This window comes from Allorhizobium sp. nf9_anc (genome assembly GCF_056323085.1).
On sequence record NZ_CM150481.1, the window covers coordinates 2,377,418 to 2,399,263 of the forward strand.

Annotated in this window: 21 protein-coding genes and 1 tRNA gene; 9 read left to right on the plus strand and 13 right to left on the minus strand. The window is 59.6% G+C overall.

Translation table 11 applies throughout. The features are described 5' to 3' along the window. The first annotated feature begins 26 nt into the window (after nt 1-26). Nucleotides 27-1,190, plus strand: a complete 1,164-nt coding sequence (locus AC02Y0_RS11505; protein ID WP_476379025.1) for an AbrB family transcriptional regulator — start codon at nt 27-29, stop codon at nt 1,188-1,190. A gap of 21 nt (nt 1,191-1,211) precedes the next feature. Here the strand turns inward: AC02Y0_RS11505 and era are convergent, their stop codons facing one another. From era to rpoZ, 8 genes are all read right to left on the minus strand, one after another. After that, nucleotides 1,212-2,153, minus strand: coding sequence for a GTPase Era (era, locus tag AC02Y0_RS11510; protein ID WP_102021715.1), 942 nt, complete (start codon nt 2,151-2,153; stop codon nt 1,212-1,214). Nucleotides 2,154-2,162: 9 nt separating this feature from the next. Continuing rightward, on the minus strand, nt 2,163-2,888 hold the full coding sequence (gene rnc, locus AC02Y0_RS11515; protein WP_444557737.1) for a ribonuclease III: 726 nt from the start codon (nt 2,886-2,888) through the stop codon (nt 2,163-2,165). After that, on the minus strand, nt 2,885-3,622 hold the full coding sequence (lepB, locus tag AC02Y0_RS11520) for a signal peptidase I (RefSeq protein WP_476379028.1): 738 nt from the start codon (nt 3,620-3,622) through the stop codon (nt 2,885-2,887). The genes rnc and lepB overlap by 4 nt, the downstream gene beginning before the upstream one ends. Nucleotides 3,623-3,719: 97 nt before the next feature. Continuing rightward, complete coding sequence (gene acpS / locus AC02Y0_RS11525) at nt 3,720-4,124, minus strand: holo-ACP synthase (protein ID WP_476379030.1); 405 nt, start codon at nt 4,122-4,124, stop codon at nt 3,720-3,722. 1 nt (nt 4,125) lies between these two features. Continuing rightward, entirely contained in the window at nt 4,126-4,707 is a 582-nt protein-coding gene (locus AC02Y0_RS11530; RefSeq protein ID WP_476379031.1) for a DUF2062 domain-containing protein, read from the minus strand. 154 nt (nt 4,708-4,861) lie between these two features. Then, on the minus strand, nt 4,862-5,011 hold the full coding sequence (locus AC02Y0_RS11535) for a DUF3563 family protein (protein ID WP_069041758.1): 150 nt from the start codon (nt 5,009-5,011) through the stop codon (nt 4,862-4,864). Between the two features lie 230 nt (nt 5,012-5,241). Next, nucleotides 5,242-7,470 carry a RelA/SpoT family protein gene (locus tag AC02Y0_RS11540; protein ID WP_102021469.1) on the minus strand — a complete coding sequence of 743 codons (2,229 nt, stop codon included), beginning with the start codon at nt 7,468-7,470 and terminating at the stop codon, nt 5,242-5,244. 98 nt (nt 7,471-7,568) lie between these two features. Continuing rightward, nucleotides 7,569-7,970: a DNA-directed RNA polymerase subunit omega gene (gene rpoZ / locus AC02Y0_RS11545; protein WP_102021470.1), complete on the minus strand. Its 402-nt coding sequence runs from the start codon at nt 7,968-7,970 to the stop codon at nt 7,569-7,571. Nucleotides 7,971-8,265: 295 nt separating this feature from the next. Between rpoZ and AC02Y0_RS11550 the strand changes: the two genes are divergently transcribed. After that, nucleotides 8,266-8,850, plus strand: coding sequence for a LabA-like NYN domain-containing protein (locus AC02Y0_RS11550; protein ID WP_102021471.1), 585 nt, complete (start codon nt 8,266-8,268; stop codon nt 8,848-8,850). A 369-nt stretch (nt 8,851-9,219) separates the two neighbouring features. On the opposite strand, the gene AC02Y0_RS11555 is transcribed toward AC02Y0_RS11550, so the two are convergent. Then, on the minus strand, nt 9,220-9,639 hold the full coding sequence (locus tag AC02Y0_RS11555) for a DUF3830 family protein (RefSeq protein WP_476379034.1): 420 nt from the start codon (nt 9,637-9,639) through the stop codon (nt 9,220-9,222). 5 nt (nt 9,640-9,644) lie between these two features. Continuing rightward, nucleotides 9,645-10,121 carry an SsrA-binding protein SmpB gene (smpB, locus tag AC02Y0_RS11560; RefSeq protein WP_102021472.1) on the minus strand — a complete coding sequence of 159 codons (477 nt, stop codon included), beginning with the start codon at nt 10,119-10,121 and terminating at the stop codon, nt 9,645-9,647. 322 nt (nt 10,122-10,443) lie between these two features. Here smpB and AC02Y0_RS11565 point away from each other — a divergent pair, with 322 nt between their 5' ends. Next, on the plus strand, nt 10,444-10,788 hold the full coding sequence (locus AC02Y0_RS11565; protein ID WP_476379036.1) for a hypothetical protein: 345 nt from the start codon (nt 10,444-10,446) through the stop codon (nt 10,786-10,788). 208 nt (nt 10,789-10,996) lie between these two features. Here the strand turns inward: AC02Y0_RS11565 and AC02Y0_RS11570 are convergent, their stop codons facing one another. Further along, nucleotides 10,997-11,767: a hypothetical protein gene (locus AC02Y0_RS11570; protein WP_476379038.1), complete on the minus strand. Its 771-nt coding sequence runs from the start codon at nt 11,765-11,767 to the stop codon at nt 10,997-10,999. Nucleotides 11,768-11,949: 182 nt separating this feature from the next. Between AC02Y0_RS11570 and AC02Y0_RS11575 the strand changes: the two genes are divergently transcribed. Beyond that, on the plus strand, nt 11,950-13,014 hold the full coding sequence (locus tag AC02Y0_RS11575) for a trypsin-like peptidase domain-containing protein (RefSeq protein ID WP_476379040.1): 1,065 nt from the start codon (nt 11,950-11,952) through the stop codon (nt 13,012-13,014). 245 nt (nt 13,015-13,259) lie between these two features. On the opposite strand, the gene dapA is transcribed toward AC02Y0_RS11575, so the two are convergent. Further along, the gene (gene dapA, locus AC02Y0_RS11580; RefSeq protein ID WP_476379041.1) at nt 13,260-14,144 is read right to left on the minus strand and encodes a 4-hydroxy-tetrahydrodipicolinate synthase; all 885 of its coding nucleotides are present in this window, start codon (nt 14,142-14,144) and stop codon (nt 13,260-13,262) included. A 221-nt stretch (nt 14,145-14,365) separates the two neighbouring features. Between dapA and AC02Y0_RS11585 the strand changes: the two genes are divergently transcribed. Both AC02Y0_RS11585 and AC02Y0_RS11590 read left to right on the plus strand, forming a co-directional pair. After that, the gene (locus AC02Y0_RS11585) at nt 14,366-16,435 is read left to right on the plus strand and encodes a lytic transglycosylase domain-containing protein (RefSeq protein WP_476379043.1); all 2,070 of its coding nucleotides are present in this window, start codon (nt 14,366-14,368) and stop codon (nt 16,433-16,435) included. A gap of 86 nt (nt 16,436-16,521) precedes the next feature. After that, a complete protein-coding gene (locus tag AC02Y0_RS11590; RefSeq protein ID WP_476379045.1) occupies nt 16,522-17,382 on the plus strand; it encodes an alpha/beta fold hydrolase in 861 nt (286 codons plus the stop codon). A gap of 120 nt (nt 17,383-17,502) precedes the next feature. Here the strand turns inward: AC02Y0_RS11590 and AC02Y0_RS11595 are convergent, their stop codons facing one another. Beyond that, on the minus strand, nt 17,503-18,537 hold the full coding sequence (locus AC02Y0_RS11595; protein ID WP_476379047.1) for a porin: 1,035 nt from the start codon (nt 18,535-18,537) through the stop codon (nt 17,503-17,505). 594 nt (nt 18,538-19,131) lie between these two features. Between AC02Y0_RS11595 and AC02Y0_RS11600 the strand changes: the two genes are divergently transcribed. From AC02Y0_RS11600 to AC02Y0_RS11610, 3 genes are all read left to right on the plus strand, one after another. After that, nucleotides 19,132-19,222 (plus strand) — tRNA-Ser (locus AC02Y0_RS11600). Nucleotides 19,223-19,460: 238 nt separating this feature from the next. After that, nucleotides 19,461-20,456 carry a porin gene (locus AC02Y0_RS11605; RefSeq protein WP_476379049.1) on the plus strand — a complete coding sequence of 332 codons (996 nt, stop codon included), beginning with the start codon at nt 19,461-19,463 and terminating at the stop codon, nt 20,454-20,456. A 300-nt stretch (nt 20,457-20,756) separates the two neighbouring features. Next, nucleotides 20,757-21,689, plus strand: coding sequence for a tyrosine-type recombinase/integrase (locus tag AC02Y0_RS11610; protein ID WP_102021481.1), 933 nt, complete (start codon nt 20,757-20,759; stop codon nt 21,687-21,689). Nucleotides 21,690-21,846: the final 157 nt, after the last annotated feature.

Sequence of the window (21,846 nt, forward strand, 5' to 3'; positions counted from 1 at the left end):
ATCTCAGACGAAGGACGGAGACGCTCATGGCTTCGGACAAGGATCCCGAGACGTTCAAGCAGCCCGACCCGGACGGCGTTGCCGCTTCCGCCGTCTCGCCGGCATCCGCGGCAAGCCCGCCGCCGCAACCCGGCCTGCTGACACCGCTTCCGGTTATCCTGCGCTGGGCCATTCTTCTCGGGCTGTCCTTCGCCATATCAGGCGGCCTCTTCCTCGCGCATATCCCGGGCGCCCTTCTGCTCGGACCCATGGTCGCGGCAATCCTGGTTGCCACCAATGGAGCGCGGCTTTCCGTCCATCGCTACCCTTACATCTTCGCCCACTCGCTGATCGGCTGCATCATTGCGCGCTCGATCGATCTCGGGACACTGTCGACGGTCGCAGACGACTGGCCGATCTTCCTGTCGGTCGTGCTGTCGATCATCGCGGCAAGCAGCCTGCTCGGCTATTTCATGGCGAAGGCGGAGATCCTGCCGGGGACCACGGCGATCTGGGGAACCTCGGCGGGTGCGGCTTCCGCCATGGTGCTGATGGCGGAGGCCCATGGCGGCGATCCCAGGCTCGTCGCCTTCATGCAATATCTGCGGGTCGCCTTCGTCGCGACCGGAGCCTCGCTGATGGCGGCCTTCGTCTTCAACATCGAAGGGGGCGCCGCCCAGCCCGTCATCTGGTTTCCGGAAACGAACTGGCTCGATCTCGGCCTGACACTTGCGGCGGCAATCGCTGCGGCTTCGGTCGGCGCCTGGCTTCGCATACCGGCCGGGACCATGCTCCTGCCGCTTATTGCCACGACGATCCTGCATGTGATGGGCTACGTAACCCTGCAACTGCCCGAATGGCTGCTGGCGCTCGGTTATGGGGTGATCGGCTGGCGGATCGGGCTGTCGTTTACCCGGCGCATCCTGCGGCATGCGGCAAGCGCCCTGCCCCAGATCGTCGGCTCGATCCTCGTGCTGATGGCGTTTGGCGGCGGGCTCGCCTTCCTGCTCTGGTCGCTGCATGGCATCGACCCGCTGACCGCCTATCTCGCGACCAGCCCCGGCGGGCTCGATTCGATCGCAATCATCGCCGCGACGACGCCTGTCGACATGTCCTTCATCATGGCGCTGCAGACCATGCGACTGATCCTGATCATCCTGATCGGACCGACGATCTCTGATTTCGTCGCAAGGCGCGTGGCGAAGGGCTGAGCGCCCCTCGCCCAATCATATTCAGTCGCGGGGGAATTCGAGACCCATTTCGCGGAAGCGCTCCGGGTCGTTGCCCCAGTTCTCGCGCACCTTGACGAAGAGGAAAAGGTGGACAGGCTGTTCGAGGATCTCGGACATCTCCTTGCGAGAGGCCGTGGAGATCGACTTGATCGCATCGCCGTTCTTGCCAAGCACGATCTTCTTCTGGCTGTCGCGCTCGACATAGATGACCTGCTCGATGCGAACGGAACCGTCCTTGCGCTCTTCCCACTTCTCCGTCTCGACATGCGACGAATAGGGAAGCTCCTGGTGCAGGCGCAGGAACAGCTTCTCGCGGGTGATTTCGGCTGCGAGCTGGCGCATCGGCAGATCGGAGATCTGGTCTTCCGGATAATACCAGGGGCCTTCCGGGAAGGTTTCGGCCAGATAGTCCATGATGTCGTCGCAGCCCGAGCCTGTGGTCGCCGAAATCATGAAGGTGCGGTCGAACTTGACGGCTTCGTTCGCCGTCTCGGCAAGCTTGAACAGATCTTCATGGCGCACCCGGTCGATCTTGTTCAGGACGAGGATCTTCGGCTGCGGCACATCCTTCAGCGCTTCCAGGATCGCCTCGGCATCGCCGCGTAGGCCCCGTTCGCTGTCAATCAGCAGCAGGATGATATCGGCATCCTTGGCGCCACCCCAGGCCGACGTCACCATGGCGCGGTCCAGCTTGCGGCGCGGCTTGAAGATGCCGGGCGTGTCCATGAAGACGATCTGGGCGTTCTTGTGGATCGCGATGCCGCGCATCACAGCGCGGGTCGTCTGCACCTTGTGGCTGACGATCGACACCTTGGCACCGACGAAGCGGTTTACCAACGTCGACTTGCCGGCATTGGTGGGGCCGATCAAGGCTACGAAGCCGGATCGGGTCGGGGTGTTGACGATGGCTTCGCCGCCGTCCTCTGTCTCTATCTCGGTCATGGTGTCCAATCAGTTGGCGTCGGAGGGCTTTGCCCAGACGCCTTCGCGTTCGAGTATCTTGGTCGCGGCCACCTGTTCGGCGGCACGCTTGGAACGATCGATGCCGATCTCGGGCTTCAGACCCGGGATCTCGACGATCACCGTGAAGCGGGGATCATGATCCGGTCCGGAGCGATCGGCAACCTTGTAGTTGGGCGGCGCGCCATACCTGGCATGCGTCCATTCCTGCAATTCGGTCTTGGCGTCACGGCGAGCGCCGTCGGCACGGGCGGCCCGGCCCTGCCAGTATTTTAGGATGAAGCCGCGCGCGGCCTCCAATCCTGCTTCGAGATAGATCGCGGCGATCAGGCTTTCGACCACGTCGGCGCGAACATTCAGCATATTCTTCGCGGTGATCTTCTTGACGTCCGAGCCGGTGCGGATGAAGCGGTGCAGCTCCATCTCGTCGGCAACCGAGGCGCAGGCTTCGGCGCTGACCAGCTGGTTGAAGCGCACCGAGAGCTCGCCCTCGGCCGCATCGCGAAAGGTGGTGAAAAGCATCTCGGCGACACACAGCCCGAGCACGCGGTCGCCCAAAAACTCAAGCCGTTCGTAGTCGCCCTTCTTGCCCCGCGAGACCTGGGCGCTGGCATGGGTCAGCGCCCGCATCAGGCGGTCGCGGTCGGCGAACTTGTGGCCGATCGCAGCTTCGAGCTGCGTCCAATCCTTTTCGCCGACCACCTTCTTGTTCGTCATTCGACCACCTTGAACAGGCGATCCCAACGCATGTTGGCCGGCCACTTCCAGACTTCGCGGAACGAGGTGTCGTTGCCGAGCGAGAAGAAGATCAGCGAGGCCTTGCCGATCAGGTTCTCGGCCGGCACGAAACCGACGTCGAAGCGGCTGTCGAGCGAGTTGTCGCGGTTGTCGCCCATGGCGAAATAATGGCCTTCGGGCACGATGAATTCGCGCGTGTCGTCACCGCGGGTGCCCTGGGCCTGGTCGAGCGTGTCATAGCTCACGCCGTTTTCCAGCGTTTCGCGGAAGACCGGCACATCCGTGCCCGGATCCATGCGGTAGTCGGAGGTAAAGACACCATCCTGAATCTTCGGCACCGGCTGGCCGTTGACCTGCAGCACGCCGCCGATCATCTGGATCCGGTCGCCCGGCAGGCCGACGATGCGCTTGATGTAGTCAATGCTGGGGTTCGGCGGGAAACGGAAGACGGCGATATCGCCGCGCTCTGGTTCGCTTGCGAAAATGCGGCCTTCGAAGAGGTTCGGCGAGAAGGGCAGCGAATACTTCGAATAGCCGTAGGAGAACTTGTTGACGAAGATGTAGTCGCCAACCAGCAGCGTCGGCATCATCGAGCCGGATGGGATCGTGAAGGGCTGAAAGAACACGGTCCGGATCACCATGGCCAGGAGCAGAGCCTGGATGATGACCTTTACGTTTTCCCAAAGGGCACTTTGCTTCTTTTCGTCGCTCACGCGGATCGGTTCCTTCTTGCGAAAATCCTGCTCTCTCTAGTCGGTTCGGGCGAGCGCGGCAACCGCGTAGCCCCGCCGACCAGCGCGACCAGTTAACTCAGCGGCTTTCTGGCAGGGCTTCAACGATGACGAATGCCTGGGCATAGGGGAATTCGTCGGTGATGGTCAGATGGATCTGGGCGACATGCCCTGGCGGCAACAGACGCTCAAGGCATTTGGCGGCGCCGCCGGTCAGTTCAAGGCCGGGCTTGCCGTTCGGCAGATTGACGACGCCCATCTCCTTCCAGAAGACACCCTCGGCGATGCCGGTGCCCAGCGCCTTGGCCATGGCCTCCTTGGCAGCAAAACGCTTGGCATAGGAAGCAGCACAGTCCTTGCGGCAGTTCGAGCGCGCCTGCTCTTCATCGGTGAAGCAGCGTGCGGTGAACTTCTCGCCGAATCTGTCGATCGACTTCTCAATTCTTCTGATGTCGACGAGGTCGCTTCCAATGCCGATGATCATGTCAGACGCTCGATCCCTGGAGAGCTTCGGTGAGACGGGCGCGGGCTCGTTCGGCAAGGCGTTCGCGGCGACGCGCCTGAAACTTGGCCACGGTGAAGTAGATCACGCAGTAGCTGATGGCACCACTGACGACGGCCAGGGGCACGGCCCCGACCAACATCGGCTTTAGGATGGGCTGCCACATGCTCTCGATCGCATAGAGGGAAAACTTGTGTTCGAGATCGACGCTGTCTCCGGCCGGCGCCCCGTTGCCGATCAACCGGTGCCCGACCTCCCAGGTCGCAGCCCAGATGAACGGAAACGTCAGCGGATTGCCGAAGGCCGTGCCGAGCGCTGCAGCCACCATATTGCCGGCAACAAGGTAGGCAATCGCGAAAGCCAGGAGGAAATGCAGGCCGATGAACGGCGTCCAAGAGGAGACAATTCCGGCCACGACGCCGGCGGCGATGGCATGCGGCGTTGCCGACAGGCGCAGGATGCGCTTGCTCAGGTAGTGGAACGACCGGATGAAGCCACGACGCGGCCAGAGAAGCTCACGCAACTTCGTCAGGGAGGAAACCGGTTGGCGTCGTCGAAACAGCATGCGGGATATGTAGTTGATCCGAGGCGGTTTCGGCAAGGAAAAGCGGCTCGCGGCGTGGCCAAAAAGCAAAGACGCCGGCATTGAACCGGCGTCGCATCTCAGACCAGAGATCACTGATTGTTAGACCGGTGACCAGATCTGGTCCGTCGGCGCATCAGCCGCGGCGGAACATGCCACGGTCGATTTCGCGCTGGCGGTATTCCAGGTCGACGAGATCGCGGGCGCCGTTCAGGTAGCTCATTTCACGCTCTGCAACGGTCGGAACGCGAAGGGCGCGGGCGAATTTGCGGATCGGAGTAAACATCGTTTTGTCCTCGGTTCTTTGTCTTCATCTGTTGACCGAGATATAATGGTGCGGCGCACAATCAACCAGAGACAAGAACTGACGTCAGCCATGCGCAAAGCGCATAGCGGAAGGGTCGAGGTTTACGAATTAGGCAGGATTGTGATGAAAAGTGAGGCAGAGAGGGCGGCTGCGAGGCGACCGGGCGGATATCATCCGCACCGGTCATGTCTTCGAGACGGCAGATCGCCTCAATCGTAAACGCGCTTCACCGTCGAGATGCAGTCGAGCTCCTTGAGCTCGCCGAGCAGCTGGCTCAGCTGGCGAAGATCCCAGACCTCGAGATCGATCCCCATCTCCGTAAAGTCGGTGGCGATGCGGATCATGTTGAGGACGCGGATGTTGATGTCGAGGCGCGCGACGCATTGCGCGACGGTTGCGAGCGTGCCCGGCTCGTTCAGGGCGTTGATCAGAATGCGGGCGACGAAGCGCGACTTGTTCGCCTCATCGAGATCCCAGCGCACATCGATCCAGCGCTCCGGCTCGTTTTCGAAGCGCTGCAGGGCAGATGCCTGGATCGGGTAGATGGTGATGCCCTTGCCGTCTTCCATGATGCCGACGATTCGATCCCCGGGCACAGCACCGGCAGGTGCAAAATGCACCTCGGCATTGCCGGAAAGACCGCGGATCGGCAGCGGGTCGGGGCCGTCGCCTGCCGTCGGCACATCGCCCTTGGGATGGGCGGGACCGGGGATCTTGAAGACCATGCCATTGGCACTGTTCATCGCGAACCAGCCCTCGTCCGACGAGGGCTTCACCGTGACGCGCTCATCCTGGTAGTCGGGGAAGACGGCGCGCAGGACGTCGAGAGAAGAGGTTTCGCCGCGACCGACGGAGGCGATCGCGTCTTCCACATCGCGCTGGCCGAGTCGATGCAGCGCCGGACGCAGCGTATCCTTGGAGAAGATCTTGCCGGCGCGCTCAAAGGTGCGCTCGAGGATGCGTTGACCAAGGCCTGCATATTGCTTGCGGATCGCCATGCGGGTGGCGCGGCGGATGGCGGCGCGCGCCTTGCCCGTCACCACGATCTCTTCCCAGGCGGCGGGCGGCACCTGCACGCCGGAGCGGATGATCTCCACTTCATCACCATTCGACAGGCGCGTGACGAGCGGCATGATCGAGCCGTTGATCTTGGCGCCGACACAGGTGTCGCCGACATTGGTGTGGACGGCATAGGCAAAGTCGATCGGGGTCGCGCCACGCGGCAGCGCGATCAGCTTGCCCTTGGGCGTGAAGCAGAAGACCTGGTCCTGGAAGAGTTCGAGCTTGGTGTGCTCGAGGAATTCTTCCGGATTGTCGCCTTCGGCCAGCGCCTCGATCGTGTGGCGAAGCCAGGAATAGGCGTTGCTCTCGCGCTTCAGCGGCTCGTTCGGATCGCCGTTCTCGCCATCCTTATAGAGGCTGTGGGCGGCAATACCGTATTCGGCGATGTCGTGCATGCGGCGCGTGCGGATCTGCAGCTCGATACGCTGGCGGGACGGACCGACGATCGTGGTGTGGATCGAGCGGTAGTCGTTCTGCTTCGGCGTCGAGATATAGTCCTTGAAGCGACCGGGCACGACGCGCCAGCGGGTGTGCACGATGCCGAGCGCCCGGTAGCAGCCGGGGATATCGTCGACCAGGATGCGGAAGCCGTAGACGTCGGAGAGCTGCTCAAAGGAGAGCGACTTCGACTGCATCTTGCGGAAGACAGAATAAGGCTTCTTCTGGCGGCCCTTGACCGAAGGGGTCAGCAGGCCGTTTGCCACCAGAAGATCACGCAGTTCGTCCTCGATCTTGGTGATCAGGCCTTCGTTGCGGGTAGAGAGTTCCGACAGACGGTTGGTCACCGTCTCATAGGCTTCCGGGTTCATGTAACGGAAGGACAGGTCCTCCAGTTCGTCGCGCATGTCCTGCATACCCATGCGGCCGGCGAGCGGCGCATAGATTTCCATCGTCTCTTCGGAAATGCGGGCGCGCTTGTCGTCGCGCATGTGCTCAAGCGTGCGCATGTTGTGCAGGCGGTCGGCGAGCTTGACGAGGAGAACGCGCACGTCGTCGGAAATGGCGAGCAGCAGCTTGCGCAGGTTTTCCGCCTGCTTGGCCTTCTTGGTGACGAGGTCGAGCTTTTTGATCTTGGTCAGGCCCTCGACCAGGCGGCCGATATCCTCGCCGAAGAGTTCGTCGATCTCGGCGCGTGTGGCTGAGGTATCCTCGATCGTGTCGTGAAGGAGCGCGACCGCGATCGTCGATTCGTCGAGATGCATGTCGGTGAGGATGGCGGCAACTTCGAGCGGGTGGGAGATATAGGGGTCCCCGCTGGCGCGTGTCTGCTTGCCGTGCTTCTGCATGGCATAGACATAGGCCTTGTTCAGCAGAGCTTCGTTGGCATCGGGCTTGTATTTCTGCACCCGCTCCACGAGCTCGTATTGCCGCATCATTCCACTCGTCTCCACAAACGAAAAAGCGCGCCAGTCGATAAGACTGGCGCACAATCATCCTACAGTCAGATCAAGACTTAAGTCTGATCTATTGACGATTAGTAATCGTCGCTCTTTTCCGGCGGTACGAGGCCTTCGATACCGGCCAGAAGCTCTTCTTCCGACATCTGGTCGAAGGTGAGCGTTTCCGGCAGTTCGTCCTCTTCGTCGCCCTTGCCGGCGGTGCCGGTGTTGGAGAGCATCGAGCTCGGCTCCTGCTCCGGCTCGTCGACTTCGACGTGCTTCTGCAGCGAGTGAATCAGATCTTCCTTCAGGTCGTCGGGCGAGAGCGTCTCGTCGGCGATTTCGCGAAGCGCCACGACCGGGTTCTTGTCCTTGTCGCGATCGATGGTGATCGGCGCGCCCTGCGAGATCTGGCGGGCGCGGTGGCTTGCGAGCAGAACGAGCTCGAAGCGGTTCTCGACTTTGTCGATGCAATCTTCAACGGTGACACGGGCCATTGCCTGTCCTTTGCGGTCATGAATGCGAGGGATTGACGGCTGCGATACAGGCAATGGAGGGCAAATTCAAGTTTTTCGTGCCGACGCCCCGCCAAGCCCAAAAATGAAGGCCGGAAAATACCCTTATTACACCACATTTCAACCTCAAGCTGCTTGGATTGGACCATGCGATGCCCTAGATAGATTTTTATATGATCATTTCATAATTTAACGGAACGATCATATCTTGAGGGGCAAGGTATTGTTTTGATTGCCGTTTGCCGAGACTGTTCATATTTGACCTAAGGATATCGGAATGTTCGATCCTCGCGAGAAAATTGCTCTCTTCATCGACGGCGCCAATCTTTACGCCGCGTCCAAGAGCCTCGGCTTCGACATCGACTATCGCAAGCTCCTGAAGGCTTTCCAGAAGCGCGGCTATCTTCTTCGCGCTTATTATTACACCGCCCTCATCGAGGATCAGGAATATTCCTCGATCCGCCCGCTGATCGACTGGCTGGATTATAACGGCTACAAGGTCGTGACCAAGCCGGCGAAGGAATTCACCGACTCTATGGGCCGCCGCAAGGTCAAGGGCAACATGGATATCGAGCTTGCCATCGACGCGATGGAACAGTCGGAAACGGTCGACCATCTCGTGCTCTTCTCCGGCGACGGCGATTTCACCACGCTGGTGGAAGCGCTACAGCGCAAGGGCCGCAAGGTCTCGGTCGTCTCCACCATGGCCACCCAACCGCCGATGATCGCCGACGACTTGCGCCGCCAGTCGGACCATTTCATCGACCTGATGACGCTGAAGCCGGAAATCGGCCGCGACCCCTCGGAACGCGGCATGCCCCGCGCACCGGAGCCGGCGACGGCCAGCGAAGACGAACACTGAGGGATTTGGGGCGCCTTGCCCCGTATGCCCTAAAGCCGCTGCGTTTCCAAAAACGCCCCCTCTGGTCCCCTGAGCTTGTCGAAGGGCGGCCATCTCCCCCACAAGTGGGGAGAAGACTCGCGGCTGCGACGCGGCCACACCCTCCCCTTGAGGGGGAGGGTCGGAGCGAAGCTCCGGGGTGGGGTGACGGCCTGAAGCTTAGAAAGATCGAGAAAACGTCGAACTCGAAGTAGGGTTCACCCCCACCCGCCGCTTTGCGGCGACCTCCCACCTCAAGGGGGAGGTGGGGAGCGCGTGGCCGGGTTAAGCCCTCCCCCTTGTGGCGAGGGTTTGGGAGGGGACTTCCTTACAAGCCTTCTCAGGACAGCTTCACATCGCCTCGAAGGCGATATCCTGCGCGCCCTGCCACAGGACCATCTTGCCCATGGCCTCCAGCTGCTCCTGTCCCTTCGTCACCGTCAGGAAATGGTTGCCCGCCAGCACGCCCATCTTGCTCGCGAATTGCGAGGAGCCATAGGCGAAGAGCAGTTCGGTTTCGCTGAAACCACCGGGATAAAGCAGGATATCGCCGCGCGAGGGATGCGCGGTGTGGTTCTCGAAGCCTGCCCCGAACTGGAAATCGCCCAAGGGCACCCAGACCGCCTCGCCCGACCAGCGCGAATGGATCGCCTGGTTGCGGAACGGCAGGAAGCTTTCAAAGATGCGGCAGGTCTCGGGCGCCTTTTCGCGCTCGAAACGGGCCTCGAAGACGAAGGGGCCGACGGTGACCTTCAGGAATTCCAGGGACATGCCACTCAACCCGTCTTCAGAATGCGCTGCTTCTGGCGGTTCCAGTCGCGTTCCTTCTCGGTCTCGCGCTTATCGTGCAGCTTCTTGCCCTTGGCGAGCGCCAGCTCCAGCTTCGCCCTGCCCTTCTCGTTGAAATAGATCTTGAGCGGCACAAGCGTCATGCCCTCGCGATTGATCGAGGCGCGCAGGCGGTTGATCTCGCGCTTGGAGAGCAAAAGCTTGCGACGGCGGCGGGGCTCGTGATTGAAGCGGTTCGCCTGCAGATATTCCGGCAGATGCGAATTGATCAGCCAGATTTCCTCGCCCTCGTCAGAGGCATAGGATTCGGCAATATTGGCCTTGCCCTCGCGCAGCGACTTGACCTCCGTGCCGGTCAAAACCAGACCGGCCTCGTAGGTGTCGACGATCTCATAATTGAAGCGCGCCTTGCGGTTTTCCGCGACGATCTTGTTGACGGTGCGCTGCGAGCCTCTGGGGGCCATGGTCTCATCTTCCGTTTCGCCCGGGATTTTGTCGTGTGTCGCCTGCGCCCGGGCGGGCGTGGCTGTTGTCATGGATATGTAATGGAGGATGGGGGGGAAATAAAGGTGGATGAGGATCTGGTGCGCAGACAGCGCGTAAGGTGGGGATCGACCTGCGGCATCTGATTGTTTTGCACGCCGGCTTCGACCGGCATCGCAGCATTGTCAGACGGCTCAACGCCGCTTCTGGGAGAGGTGACGACGGCAATCATTTCCGTCGACTTTCCGGGATGGCAGTGCAAAATGTGCTGGCATCGAACTTCCAATGATCTGAGGACAGACCATGAATCTCCATCGCGCTCGTCTCGGCCTGTTTGCAATTGCTTTCGCAGTTACCGGAAACGGGATGATGTCTACCGTTGCCCACGCTGACGAATTCTCGTTTACGGCGACCAACTCGACCAACACAGCTATCACCGGAATATTGGTGTCCGAAAACAAGAGTGACTGGGCTAACTTCGACATCGGAAGCGGCATCCAGCCGGGAGCGACTGTCAATCTCGTCTGGGATCAGAGCACAAATACTTCAAGCTGCGCGCAGTGGGTGAAGGCGGCATTTGCCGACGGCAGCGAGTCGGAGCCTGCGCAGTTCGATTTCTGCGAAGATGGTCTTGAACTGGACTTTTGATTGGTTTCTCGTCTATGCGAGTGAGCGCGGCAGGTTACCTTTGGTGACCTGCCGTTTTCTTTTGCGGGGGCGACGAAGGATGGGGGATAAAAGTGGGAGCGGCGGGAGACACTTTGCTCCCTTGATTTGGCCATGCCGACAATTTCTCGTTCATCGTATATCAGGCAAATTATCTTGATGTCCGTGTCATCTTTCACCGACGTCAAAATTACAGCTGATTATAACTGTCGTACTCCTTCAATAATTCTGCCTGCTGCTTTGCTAACTTACGTATTTCCGCACGGCCTATGCGTTCCAATTCCGCTCTTGGAGAAACGACTACTTGATCGGGCTTCGCGTCCACGTCTAGCCACCAGCTTTCTGCATCATTTACAAGAGCAGCTATGCTTTTGCTAAGCCCGGTCCCACGATCGTTGGTGCATGTGTGCGACGCCTTCACGTAGCGCATAGCGAAGAGGTTGCGGTGGTGTGAGACTGATAGGTCAGGAGAGGAAAAGTATTGGAACAGTTCCATAAGACTTGCTTCTGCCCGAGAAAATTTCATCGCCTGATCCCCATTTGACCAAACGGCAGCGACAGTGAAGGCCAAACGCAATCTTCGAGATTCAGCGGCTATCCTCTCGGCAAGCGCGGCCTGGAATATAGAAGGATCAATGTCCTCTCTGGCGACGATGATGATCGATGTTCCATCAGCCTGCGCGGCATACGAATATGCTCTGATCTTATTGGGATAGAACAGCTCACATATGCTGCCAGCCTGCTGCACCAGTTCTTGGAAGCTGCGATTCCGATCCCCGGCAGTCAGTTGTTCTTTGAGTAGCACCGTTTGCCATGCAGCAGCAGCAGCAGCAATTAATGACACCGCTAGCGCGGCAATCGCGATGAAGTTTGCATGAGCGTTCGACTGTTCGTACTGATGACAGGTCCGCACCCTAGGTTTTCGTGGCTTTCGCAATCTATGCTTGCTGAATTTGTACATCTTAGTACTGGCCCGCCAACGAATCATGCAATCAGATCGAAGAAGACAATGTACCGTCTGGCTCGGAGTGCAGAAAGCGTTTCGTCTTCCTCGCAGGGAAGACGAATGCAGCATTTGCCGCGCGCCTGACGGCCGCTACGGCATAGCCTACCCCTGGCAATTGAGCTGTTGAGGAAAGCCACGTGTCGATTGAGTTTCCCTTGGCGATTTTGAAATCTCTATGGACCCGGCGGACGGACGGGGGCTGGGGGATTTCCGATATAAAGGGGCTGACGCTCCGATCCGAGTCTGGACACGATGAGCGCTATTTTCTCTTGCGCGGCGACCTCGAACTGATGACCAAACATCCGAACGGAAATTTTACGGATGTCTTCTCATTGTTCGGCACAACCGACTACTTGATGCAGCAGAGCATCGTGCCCGTCGTGGCGTGGCTTGACGGAGAAACCGCGATCAGGTGCATAGGTACCGCATCAATTATTAGCTGTACTGGTTACGTTATCACTGCAGGGCACGTTCTGCTTGATCCGCTAGAATCCGGGTACGGTGCGACGTGCATTGCAGGAAAGGTCGAACATCGCGAAGACCTGAATTTCGGGGTCATGATCCCTTATATGGCGCCAGCGGGAGGCATCTACTTCGCTAAGGCGTTCCGTTTTTTTCCCTTTGAGAAAATGTGGACGTGGGGCAAATGGAATAAAAGTCCACTGCTTCATGAGGATGATCGATGGGAGTATCTTACTGATGTTGCAGTATGTAAAATCCCAGAGATGCCGAACGGACAAGCGCATCAACCATTAAACATGTCACTCAATCCATTCGTTCCAGGCGAAGAAGCATACTCGCTTGGCTATGCAGAAATGCCGGACATTCGAATTAACCCAGATACAAGCCGCATCTCGGACAATGCATTCCGACTGAACATCTACGTAACGGCTGGAAACATCCTCAACACATTTCCACAAAATCACGTTGCAAGAGAGGTACCGACACCCGGCCCTTGTTTTGACTTCAATGCGCGTGTGCCTGGAAAAATGAGCGGCGCACCAATATTCGGAGCGCAAGGAGCGGTAATTCGTGGTGTCATTAGCCGCAGTTTTTCGGGCGAAGAGCACGCGTTTGGGTCGATGCTCGGCCCCGCTATGGAGTTACCCCTAGACGAGCCGGAGCTCAGAGGACGCTCATTGCGCGCCTTGCTTGAGAACGGCAACGAGGGTATGTCTCTAGTTCGCGGGGTGGGCCTTTAACATGTTGGCGTTTGCGTTTCGATTACTTGATGCCAGCCCCGCTTTAGGGGCCACATAGCAGCCAAACTGAGTTATATTTTATCTGAACTGCTTTGCAGAAATCATCTTATCATTCAACTAGGCATTGCTTTGTGACCCGCGAGGGCAATTGGCTCGCTCTCGCCCGCGACAAAACTGAAGTGGCCGTTCTCAATCCTCCCCCATCAAAAAAAGGCCGGCGTCTCCGCCGGCCTTTTGTCATTCCCTCAGTTTACCAATCCCGCATGCTTCAGCGCCGCGTCGATCGCGGCTTCCGTCGACGCCTCCAGCGTGGCCATCAGCGGCAGGCGGACGGTGCGGTTCATGCCGCGGGTGCGGTTCAGCGCGTATTTCGCGCCGCAGAGGCCGGGCTCCAGGAAGATCGCCTTGTGCAGCGGCATCAGGCGGTCCTGGTAGGTGAGCGCCTTGGCATAGTCGCCAGCAAGCGTTGCCGCCTGGAATTCGGCCGAGAGGCGCGGGGCGACATTGGCGGTGACCGAAATGCAGCCGACGCCGCCATGGGCGTTGAAGCCAAGGGCCGTTGCATCCTCGCCCGAGAGCTGGACGAAATCCGGGCCGCAGGTGATGCGCTGTTCGGAGACGCGCTCGATCTTGCCGGTCGCATCCTTGACGCCGACGATGTTCTTGTGGGCTTTCGCGAGCGCCCCCATCGTCTCCGGCGACATGTCGATCACCGAACGGCCGGGGATGTTGTAGATGATGATCGGCAGCGAGACGGCCTCGGCGATCGCCTTGTAATGGGCAATCAGGCCCTTCTGGGTCGGCTTGTTGTAATAGGGCGTGACGACGAGCAGCGCGTCAGCGCCGACGGCTTCGGCATGCTGGGCAAGCTCGATCGCTTCCAGCGTGTTGTTGGAGCCGGCACCCGCAATGACAGGCACGCGCTTGGCGGCCACTTCGACGCAGAGTTCGACCACGCGCTTGTGTTCGTCATGGGACAGGGTCGGCGATTCGCCCGTGGTGCCAACGGGCACGAGGCCGGAGGATCCTTCGGAAATCTGCCATTCCACATGGGCGGCAAAGGCTTGCTCGTCGACGGCGCCCTGATCTGTGAACGGCGTGACGAGTGCGGGAATGGATCCCTGATACATGCAATGAACTCCTCGGGGGCCGAGATCCACGCTTCGGCCGCATTCTGAACCTAAATCGAGGGCACATTACTGCGCACCTTCGGGTGCGACAAGCGCATGCAAGGGAGATTTGTGACGCTTTTCCTAGGCTTCGTTCGAGAGAATGTGATCGCTCGCGTCAAGGCTTTGTTAACCGCGTTCTCGGCCTACTCGGGGCGTTGTGTTATGGTTGTGGTGTGTGGATGAAGACGACCTTTCTCAAAGCCTCTGTTTTCGGCCTCGGTCTTGCCGTGCTGTCGCTTCCGGCGCATGCCCAGGAACCGGCCTCCGTTCCCGTGCCTGCGGTCAAGCCGCTCGGCTTTGCGCCGACGAGGGCGACACCGCCTTCTTTCGAGACGACAGGCGCCATTCCGCGCGGTGAACGGCTGGCAGCCGTCAATCCGCAGCTGAAGGCCGGCCTTGACGCGCTTTCCGACCGCGACGGCGCAGAGGCGATCGCTATTCGCAACCGCATGCCTGACAGCCTCGACCGGCACATGCTGACCTGGTCGATCGCGATGTCTGGCCTGCGCGACGTGCCGGCGACCGAAATCGCCGCTGCCCAGCGGCAGCTTCAGGGATGGCCGGGGCTCAAAGCCTTCCGGGCGAATTCGGAAAAGGCGCTTTTCCGCGAAAACCCGGCACCGTCAGCCGTTCTTGCCGCCTTTGGCGACACCGCGCCCGAGACCACCGAAGGCACGATGCTGCTCGCCCGCGCGCATCTGGCTTCGGGTGATAAGGCGAAGGGTCAGAGCCTGATCCGCAAGCTCTGGCGCACGGAAGCGCTGGACGACGCAGCGGAAGACAAGATCATGGCCGAGTTTTCCGGCCTGCTGACGACCGCCGACCACCGCGCGCGCATGGACTATCTGATGTATCGCGAGCGGGCATCTCAAGCGAAGCGGTTCTCGACGCTCGGCGAGGCGCAATCGCTCTACAAGGCCTGGGCCGGCGTGATTTCCCGCGCCAAGAATGTCGATGCGCTGATCGCCGCCGTCGATAAATCCTGGTCCAAGGACCCGGCTTTGCTGTTCATCCGCATCGAGAACCTGCGTAGACAGCAAGATTTCGAGGCGGCAGCGAAGCTGCTCGAGCAGATGCCGCGCGACCGCAAGGCGCTGATCAACGGCCGCGCCTGGTGGGACGAACAGCGCATCATCGCCCGCGGGCTTGCCGATCTCGGGCAGTTCCGGGAGGCCTATCGCATCGTGTCGCGCCATGCAGCGACGGAGGCGACCGATATTGCAGACGCCGAATTCCATGCGGGGTGGTATGCGCTGAGGGCGCTGAACGATCCTGGCACTGCGAGCCGGCATTTCGCCCGCATTCTCGAAGTTTCAAACCGTCCGCTTTCGGCAAGCCGCGCCTGGTATTGGCTGGGCCGCGCATCGGAAGCATCGAAGGACGGCAAGGCGGGGCAGCATTTCGCCCGTGCCGCACAACATTCCAGCACCTTCTACGGCCAGCTTGCCGCCGCCCGCATCGATAAGCCCGGCATCGAGATCCCCTATCCGCGACCGAGCAGCGCGGATCGCGCGCGTTTCGAGGGCCGCGAGGCGATCCAGGCGATCGCGCGGTACGAGGCGGCCGGCCATGGCTGGCGGGCGCAGAGCCTTTACCGGGCGCTGGCCGACCAGCTGGATAGCCCCGGCGAACTGGCCCTCTTGAGCGCGCGGGCGGAGAAATCCGAAGGCGGGCATCAATTGTCGCTGCAGATCGGCAAGACGGCTTATTCGCGGGGGATCGATGTGCCCGCACTTGCCTTCCCCGTCGGCGTCATCCCGTCTTCCGCCAATATTGCGGGTTCCGGCAAGGCATTGGCTTACGCGATCGCCCGCCAGGAAAGCGCCTTCAACCCGGCCGCCGTTTCGCCTGCCGACGCACGCGGGCTATTGCAGCTTCTGCCGTCGACCGCCAAGGGGGTCGCCGCCCGCCACGGCATCGCCTATGCGCCTGACAAGCTGACGCGCGATCCCGGCTTCAACGCTACGCTCGGCGCGCATTATCTCGGCGAGCAGATCGACGCCTTCGGCGGCTCTTATATCCTGACCTTCATCGCCTATAACGCCGGACCGCGCAAAGTGCCGGAGTGGATCGAGCGTTACGGCGACCCGCGCGGCAAGTCGATCGACGAGGTTGTCGACTGGATCGAGCGCATCCCCTTCCCCGAGACACGCAATTACGTGATGCGGGTGATGGAGAATTATCAGGTCTACAAGAGCCGGCTTGGCCAGAAGACCCACATCGTGCACGACCTGCGCTTCGGGCGGTAGTTCGCCCGCCCTCCCCTGATTGATGGATGACCTGCGGCCTCCGCTCGGCTAGGCTCGCATGACATCACCACGCGAGGGAGTGCCGCATGGCGGACAGCATCGACCGTTTCATCACCGTGCCGGATGGCTTGAAACTGCATGTGCGCATTTACGGTGAAGCCAATCCGGGGATCCCGGTCGCCTGCCTGCCGGGGCTGACCCGCAACCTGCTGGATTTCGAGGATCTCGCCCGCATACTGGCGGCAGCACCCTATCACCGCAGGGTGGTTGCGATCTCATCCCGTGGCCGCGGGCTCTCCGATCGGGACCCGCAGCCGGCGCGCTACACCATCCCGGTCGAAGCCGGCGATGTCATCAGTGTTCTTGACCAATTGGAGATCGACAGTGCCGCCTTCATCGGCACCTCGCGCGGCGGGCTCATCCTGCATGTGCTGGCAATGACGCATCTGGAGCGCATCGAACGGCTCGTCCTGAACGACATTGGCCCGGTGCTGGAGGTGGAAGGCTTAAGACAGATCCAGGGCTATCTTGGCAGCCGGCCGACACCAAAAAACTTCAGCGAGGCGGCGGATATCCTGCGTGCCACGCATGGCGCGGAGTTTCCAGCGCTTAGCTCCGGCGATTGGGAGGGCATGGCGCGGGCGCTTTATCGCGAAGTGGACGGCAGGCTGATGGCGGATTTCGATCCCGCTATCGCCGAACAGTTCCGCGCTGCGGATCTGAGCCAACCACTACCCGATCTCTGGGCGCAGTTCGGCCTCCTGGTTGAAAAGCCTGTGATGGTGGTGCGAGGAGAGTTTTCGCAGCTGTTGTCGCATGAGACCGTCGCCGAAATGGTGCGGCGGCATGAGCAATGCGTTGGTATAGAGGCCAAGGAACAGGGGCACGCGCCATTGCTGCATCTGGGTGGGCTGGCGGCCGAGATCGGGGCGTTCCTGGAGCGCTGAACCGCCAAAGGTCCTCGAGACCCCGCCTTCCCTCTTTAAGTCAGCCGATGACTGACACATGGGGGCAAAAGAAAAGCCCGGCACAAGGCCAGGCTCCCCTTATCCGATCTGGAGATCGAATTAGAACGAACGAGTCAGGCGAACGAAGCCATCCCAGTTGCTGTCAGCAGCGCCGTCGCGGTCGCGATAGCGAACGTCAGCCGAAGCCTTCAGGCCAGAAGCAAGCTGGTACTCGACCAGAACGTCTGCGCCCCACTGGTCGGCAGTCGTGAAGCCAACGTCGCCCCAGTATACGACCTGCGGAGTGATGGAGAGCTTGTCGGTAGCCTTGAAGGTGTAAGCGGCACCAATGGTCCACTCAGACGTGAAGTTGTAACCAACAGACTGACCAGAAGCCCAAGCAGCGGCGAGAGCGAAAGTGCCCGGACCGACATCAGCAGACAGAACGCCAGCGATTGCGCCTTCTTCCGAACCGAAGTCATAGACGCCGTTGACCGTTACGGTCGCGGCACCCAGAGACGCCGATACCATGCCTTCGATACCGACTTCATTTCCACCACCGACGACGCCAGCTGTGCCAGCTGCGGTACCGGAGTCCGAAAGGTCGTCAATGCCGAGACCGACAGTGAAAGCATCAGCTGCGTAGGTGTACGAAGCCATGTTGAACTTGGTGTTACCGAAGAAATCATCGGTTTCGCCAGCCAGACCCCAGTCGTCAGCGAACGTTACAGAACGACCGACCTTGAAGCCGCCGACTGTGATGTACGCCTGCTCAAGCGTTACGCCTACATCGGTACCAGTCGCGCCCTGGCTGTCGGCCTGGATGCGGATGTAAGAACCAACAGTGCCGATTTCCGAGTCGTTCTTGGCGTCGAAGGAGAGACGCGCGCGAACAGCGCTGTCCCAGTCATCGTTTGTCGTTGTCGAATACGGTGCGTTGTTCTCGTTGACGGAGAGCGTTACGCGAACTTCGCCACCGATCTTAAGGCAGGTTTCGGTGCCGGGGATGTAGAAGTAACCGGTGCCGAAGGCGTCGCAAACGCGAACGTATTCCATGGGCTCGGGCTCAGCGGCGACGATTGCGTCAGCAGCCTGAGCGCCGGAAACTACAGCGAGAGCTGCAGCGGAGCCGAGAAGAAGGCTCTTGATGTTCATTATTGACCTCCAGTCAAGTTTCGTATGGGTCTGGGTTATTTGGCTGAAGGACAGCATTCCCTGCCCCATCCCCGTCGGTTTCAGAAGACGGACGATCCACCGCCTCGCTTCCGAGGTTGAAAATACAAAACCCCGTCGGTCATGCAATCACCAAAGAGTGGAATGGTGGAAAAGGGGCCACCCTTCCGCCGGGCCTGTTGCTCAAACGCCACAAAGTCACCGACCCACCCCCTTATTCATTTAGGTTTCATTAAGAAAAGCCAGACAAAACCGCCGCTTACTAGGGGATTTTGGCTTCGTCGCCACCCTGCGTTTTTGCCGCTTCCTTCCCATTTTGGCACAGGATTCCGCAAAAAGTTGCACCGGGAACCATCATCCTTCGCGCTTCGGTAGCATCGCGACATTCTGTGTTTTCCACCCTTAGCGGGTGAAATCGACCGTATGAGGTCCTCCAGGTGACAGAATCATGTCGTTCTCCGGCGCGATTCGCCGTCCTTAGAGATCAGGCGCTTGGCCAGGCGGCTTCAGCTAAAATGTTGAGAGCGGAGAAAAGGCCTTGCAATCACTGATTCAAGCAAATAATCAGGCGGCACCGGAGAGGTGGCCGAGTGGTCGAAGGCGCTCCCCTGCTAAGGGAGTATACGTCAAAAGCGTATCGTGGGTTCGAATCCCATCCTCTCCGCCATTCCTGATTTCCCCCACATGATTGAATGAGCGCTCGGTAGCGGACTTTTGCACTGCTTCGCGAGCTCGGATTCCGCCTGGAAACGAGCGGGATAACGCTCGCAATTTGCGCTCAAGGATACCGGTTTACCGGAATCTTTGTGACGCCGAAAATCGACACACCGACCTAAGTGTCTGTAATTAATGAATTAAGAGACTTTAGGCTCGTGTTGACCTCTATAATTGACTGGAGGTCAATAATGAACATCAAGAGCCTTCTTCTCGGCTCCGCTGCAGCTCTCGCTGTAGTTTCCGGCGCTCAGGCCGCTGACGCAATCGTCGCCGCTGAGCCCGAGCCCATGGAATACGTTCGCGTTTGCGACGCCTTCGGCACCGGCTACTTCTACATCCCCGGCACCGAAACCTGCCTCAAGATCGGCGGCGAAGTTCGTGCGACCCTCGGCTTCGACGACTCTTCGACTGAAGACTGGGACAGCAACGTCCGTGCGCGCGTCTTCTTTGAAGCCAAGAACGACTCGGAGATCGGTACGGTTGGCTCTTACATCCGCCTTCAGGCCGTCCAGGGCGCCGAAGCCGACATCACTGTCGATGATGAAAATGGCGGCGTAGAAGTAGAGCAGGCCTACATCACCGTTGGTGGCTTCCTCGTTGGTCGCGATCTGACCTGGGTTGACGACTGGGGTCTGGCCGGTGAATCGGATGCGTTCTTCAACAATGCATATTTCAACACGGTCTCTTACACCTACACGTCCGACGCCTTCACCGTTGGTCTGGGCGTAGATGACCTCTCCGACGAGTTCGTCGACAACGAAGTTGGCGTTCAGGGTACCCTGTCGGCAGCTATCGGCCCGGCGTCGCTCGCTGCCTACGCAGTTTACGACTTCGGCAGTGAAGAAGGCGGCATCGCCGGCGTCCTCTCTGCAGACATCGGTCCGGGTACGCTCGGCATTGCTGCTGGTTGGGCTTCTGGCCAGTCTGTTGGCTATGACTTCGAATCCGAATGGACTGTTGGCGCTGCGTACACCTTCAAGGCGACCGAGAAGCTCTCGATCACCCCGCAGGTCATGTACTACGACTCCGTCGACTTCACTGCTGCTGACGCATGGGCTGCCGACATCTACGTCGAATACCAGCTCGCTCAGGGCCTGAAGGCTTCGGCTGACCTCGGCTACCGTGACGAAGACGGCGTTGATGATAGCTGGAATGGGTTCGTTCGCCTGACCCGTTCGTTCTAATCCACAGCGGATTGACGAAAAAGTGTGGGGTCCGGCTTTTCACGAGCCGGACCCTCTTCGTGCATTAGGCACTCAGCTCTGCAGTTAAGCAAATACAACGATTTAGCCCTGCGGCAGGCCAGCCGGTTTCCAGAAGAAGGATGTCTCATCGGTACCATCTGACAGGCTCGAAGCGAGCCGCTCCGGACAGTTTGTGCTGTTTTGCGCTATACTTGTTGTCATTCATAACGATATGTACGCCCGTGGGGACGGGCGGTGAGCTCCTTCGCGTGCTCACCAAAAGGGAAATTTGGGGGATATATGCAGGTGGAAATGCCGGCCGTGAAGGGTTTTGACGTCTTCGTAGGCGTGCCCGATTATTCGGTACATTATCAATACAGACAGGGTACGATCCTGCACGAGGTGCGCGAGACGAATTTGCGCGAACTGTTCGGCAAGTATGGCGACCTGTTATGGATGAATGGCAGCCACAAATATAACGTAACCAATTTTATCGGAGAGCTTCACGATCTCCTTGATTTTCCGAGCTTCTCGACTTTTTCCCAGGAGATGCTCGACCAATTGATCGGCAAATTGCGCAAACGCGGTAACAGCAATGCCACCATCAATAGAAAGATGGCGGCCTTAAGCAAACTGCTGCGAAAGGCGTCCAAAATGGGAGACGTTCACAGTCTGCCGGAATTCAAGCGTCAGAAAGAGAAAGCGGGCCGAATTCGGTTCCTCGACAAGGATGAAGAGAACCTCCTGTTTTCGGAAATCCGGGCGCATTCGGAACTTTACTACCGGTTTTGCCTCTTCCTGGTCGATACCGGAGCCCGCCTGAGCGAAGGTCTCAACCTGCGTTGGGGCGACATACACAAGGATCGGGTGACCTTCTGGGTGACGAAATCGGGCCGCTCGCGTTCCGTTCCCCTCACCCATCGTGCCTTAGCTGCAATCGAAGCCTCGGACCGGCGCCATTCGGGGCCGTTTGCCGAGATCGACCAGCAGCGTTTCCGCGTCGCCTGGCACAATGCCAAAGATGCGGTCGGCTTTGCCGATGACAAGGACGTCGTGCCGCACGTTCTGCGCCATACCTGTGCATCGCGTCTCGTCCAGGGCGGCATCGATATCCGCCGTGTCCAGATGTGGCTCGGGCACCAGACACTGACCATGACCATGCGCTACGCCCACCTGGCATCGCATGACCTCGACATGTGCGTTCCCATTCTGGAGCGCGCGGCCAACGGCTGAAAGACCTTGAATTGCGCAGAAGTGTGCTCAAGACCTTGATATAACTGCCCAGTTCGCGCCGTGCCACAACAGATTAGACATGAAAAAGGCCGGCTTTACGCCAGCCGCTTTCGTTTTATCTCAGTGTCGCAGTCACAGACTAGCTGCCCGAGCCTTT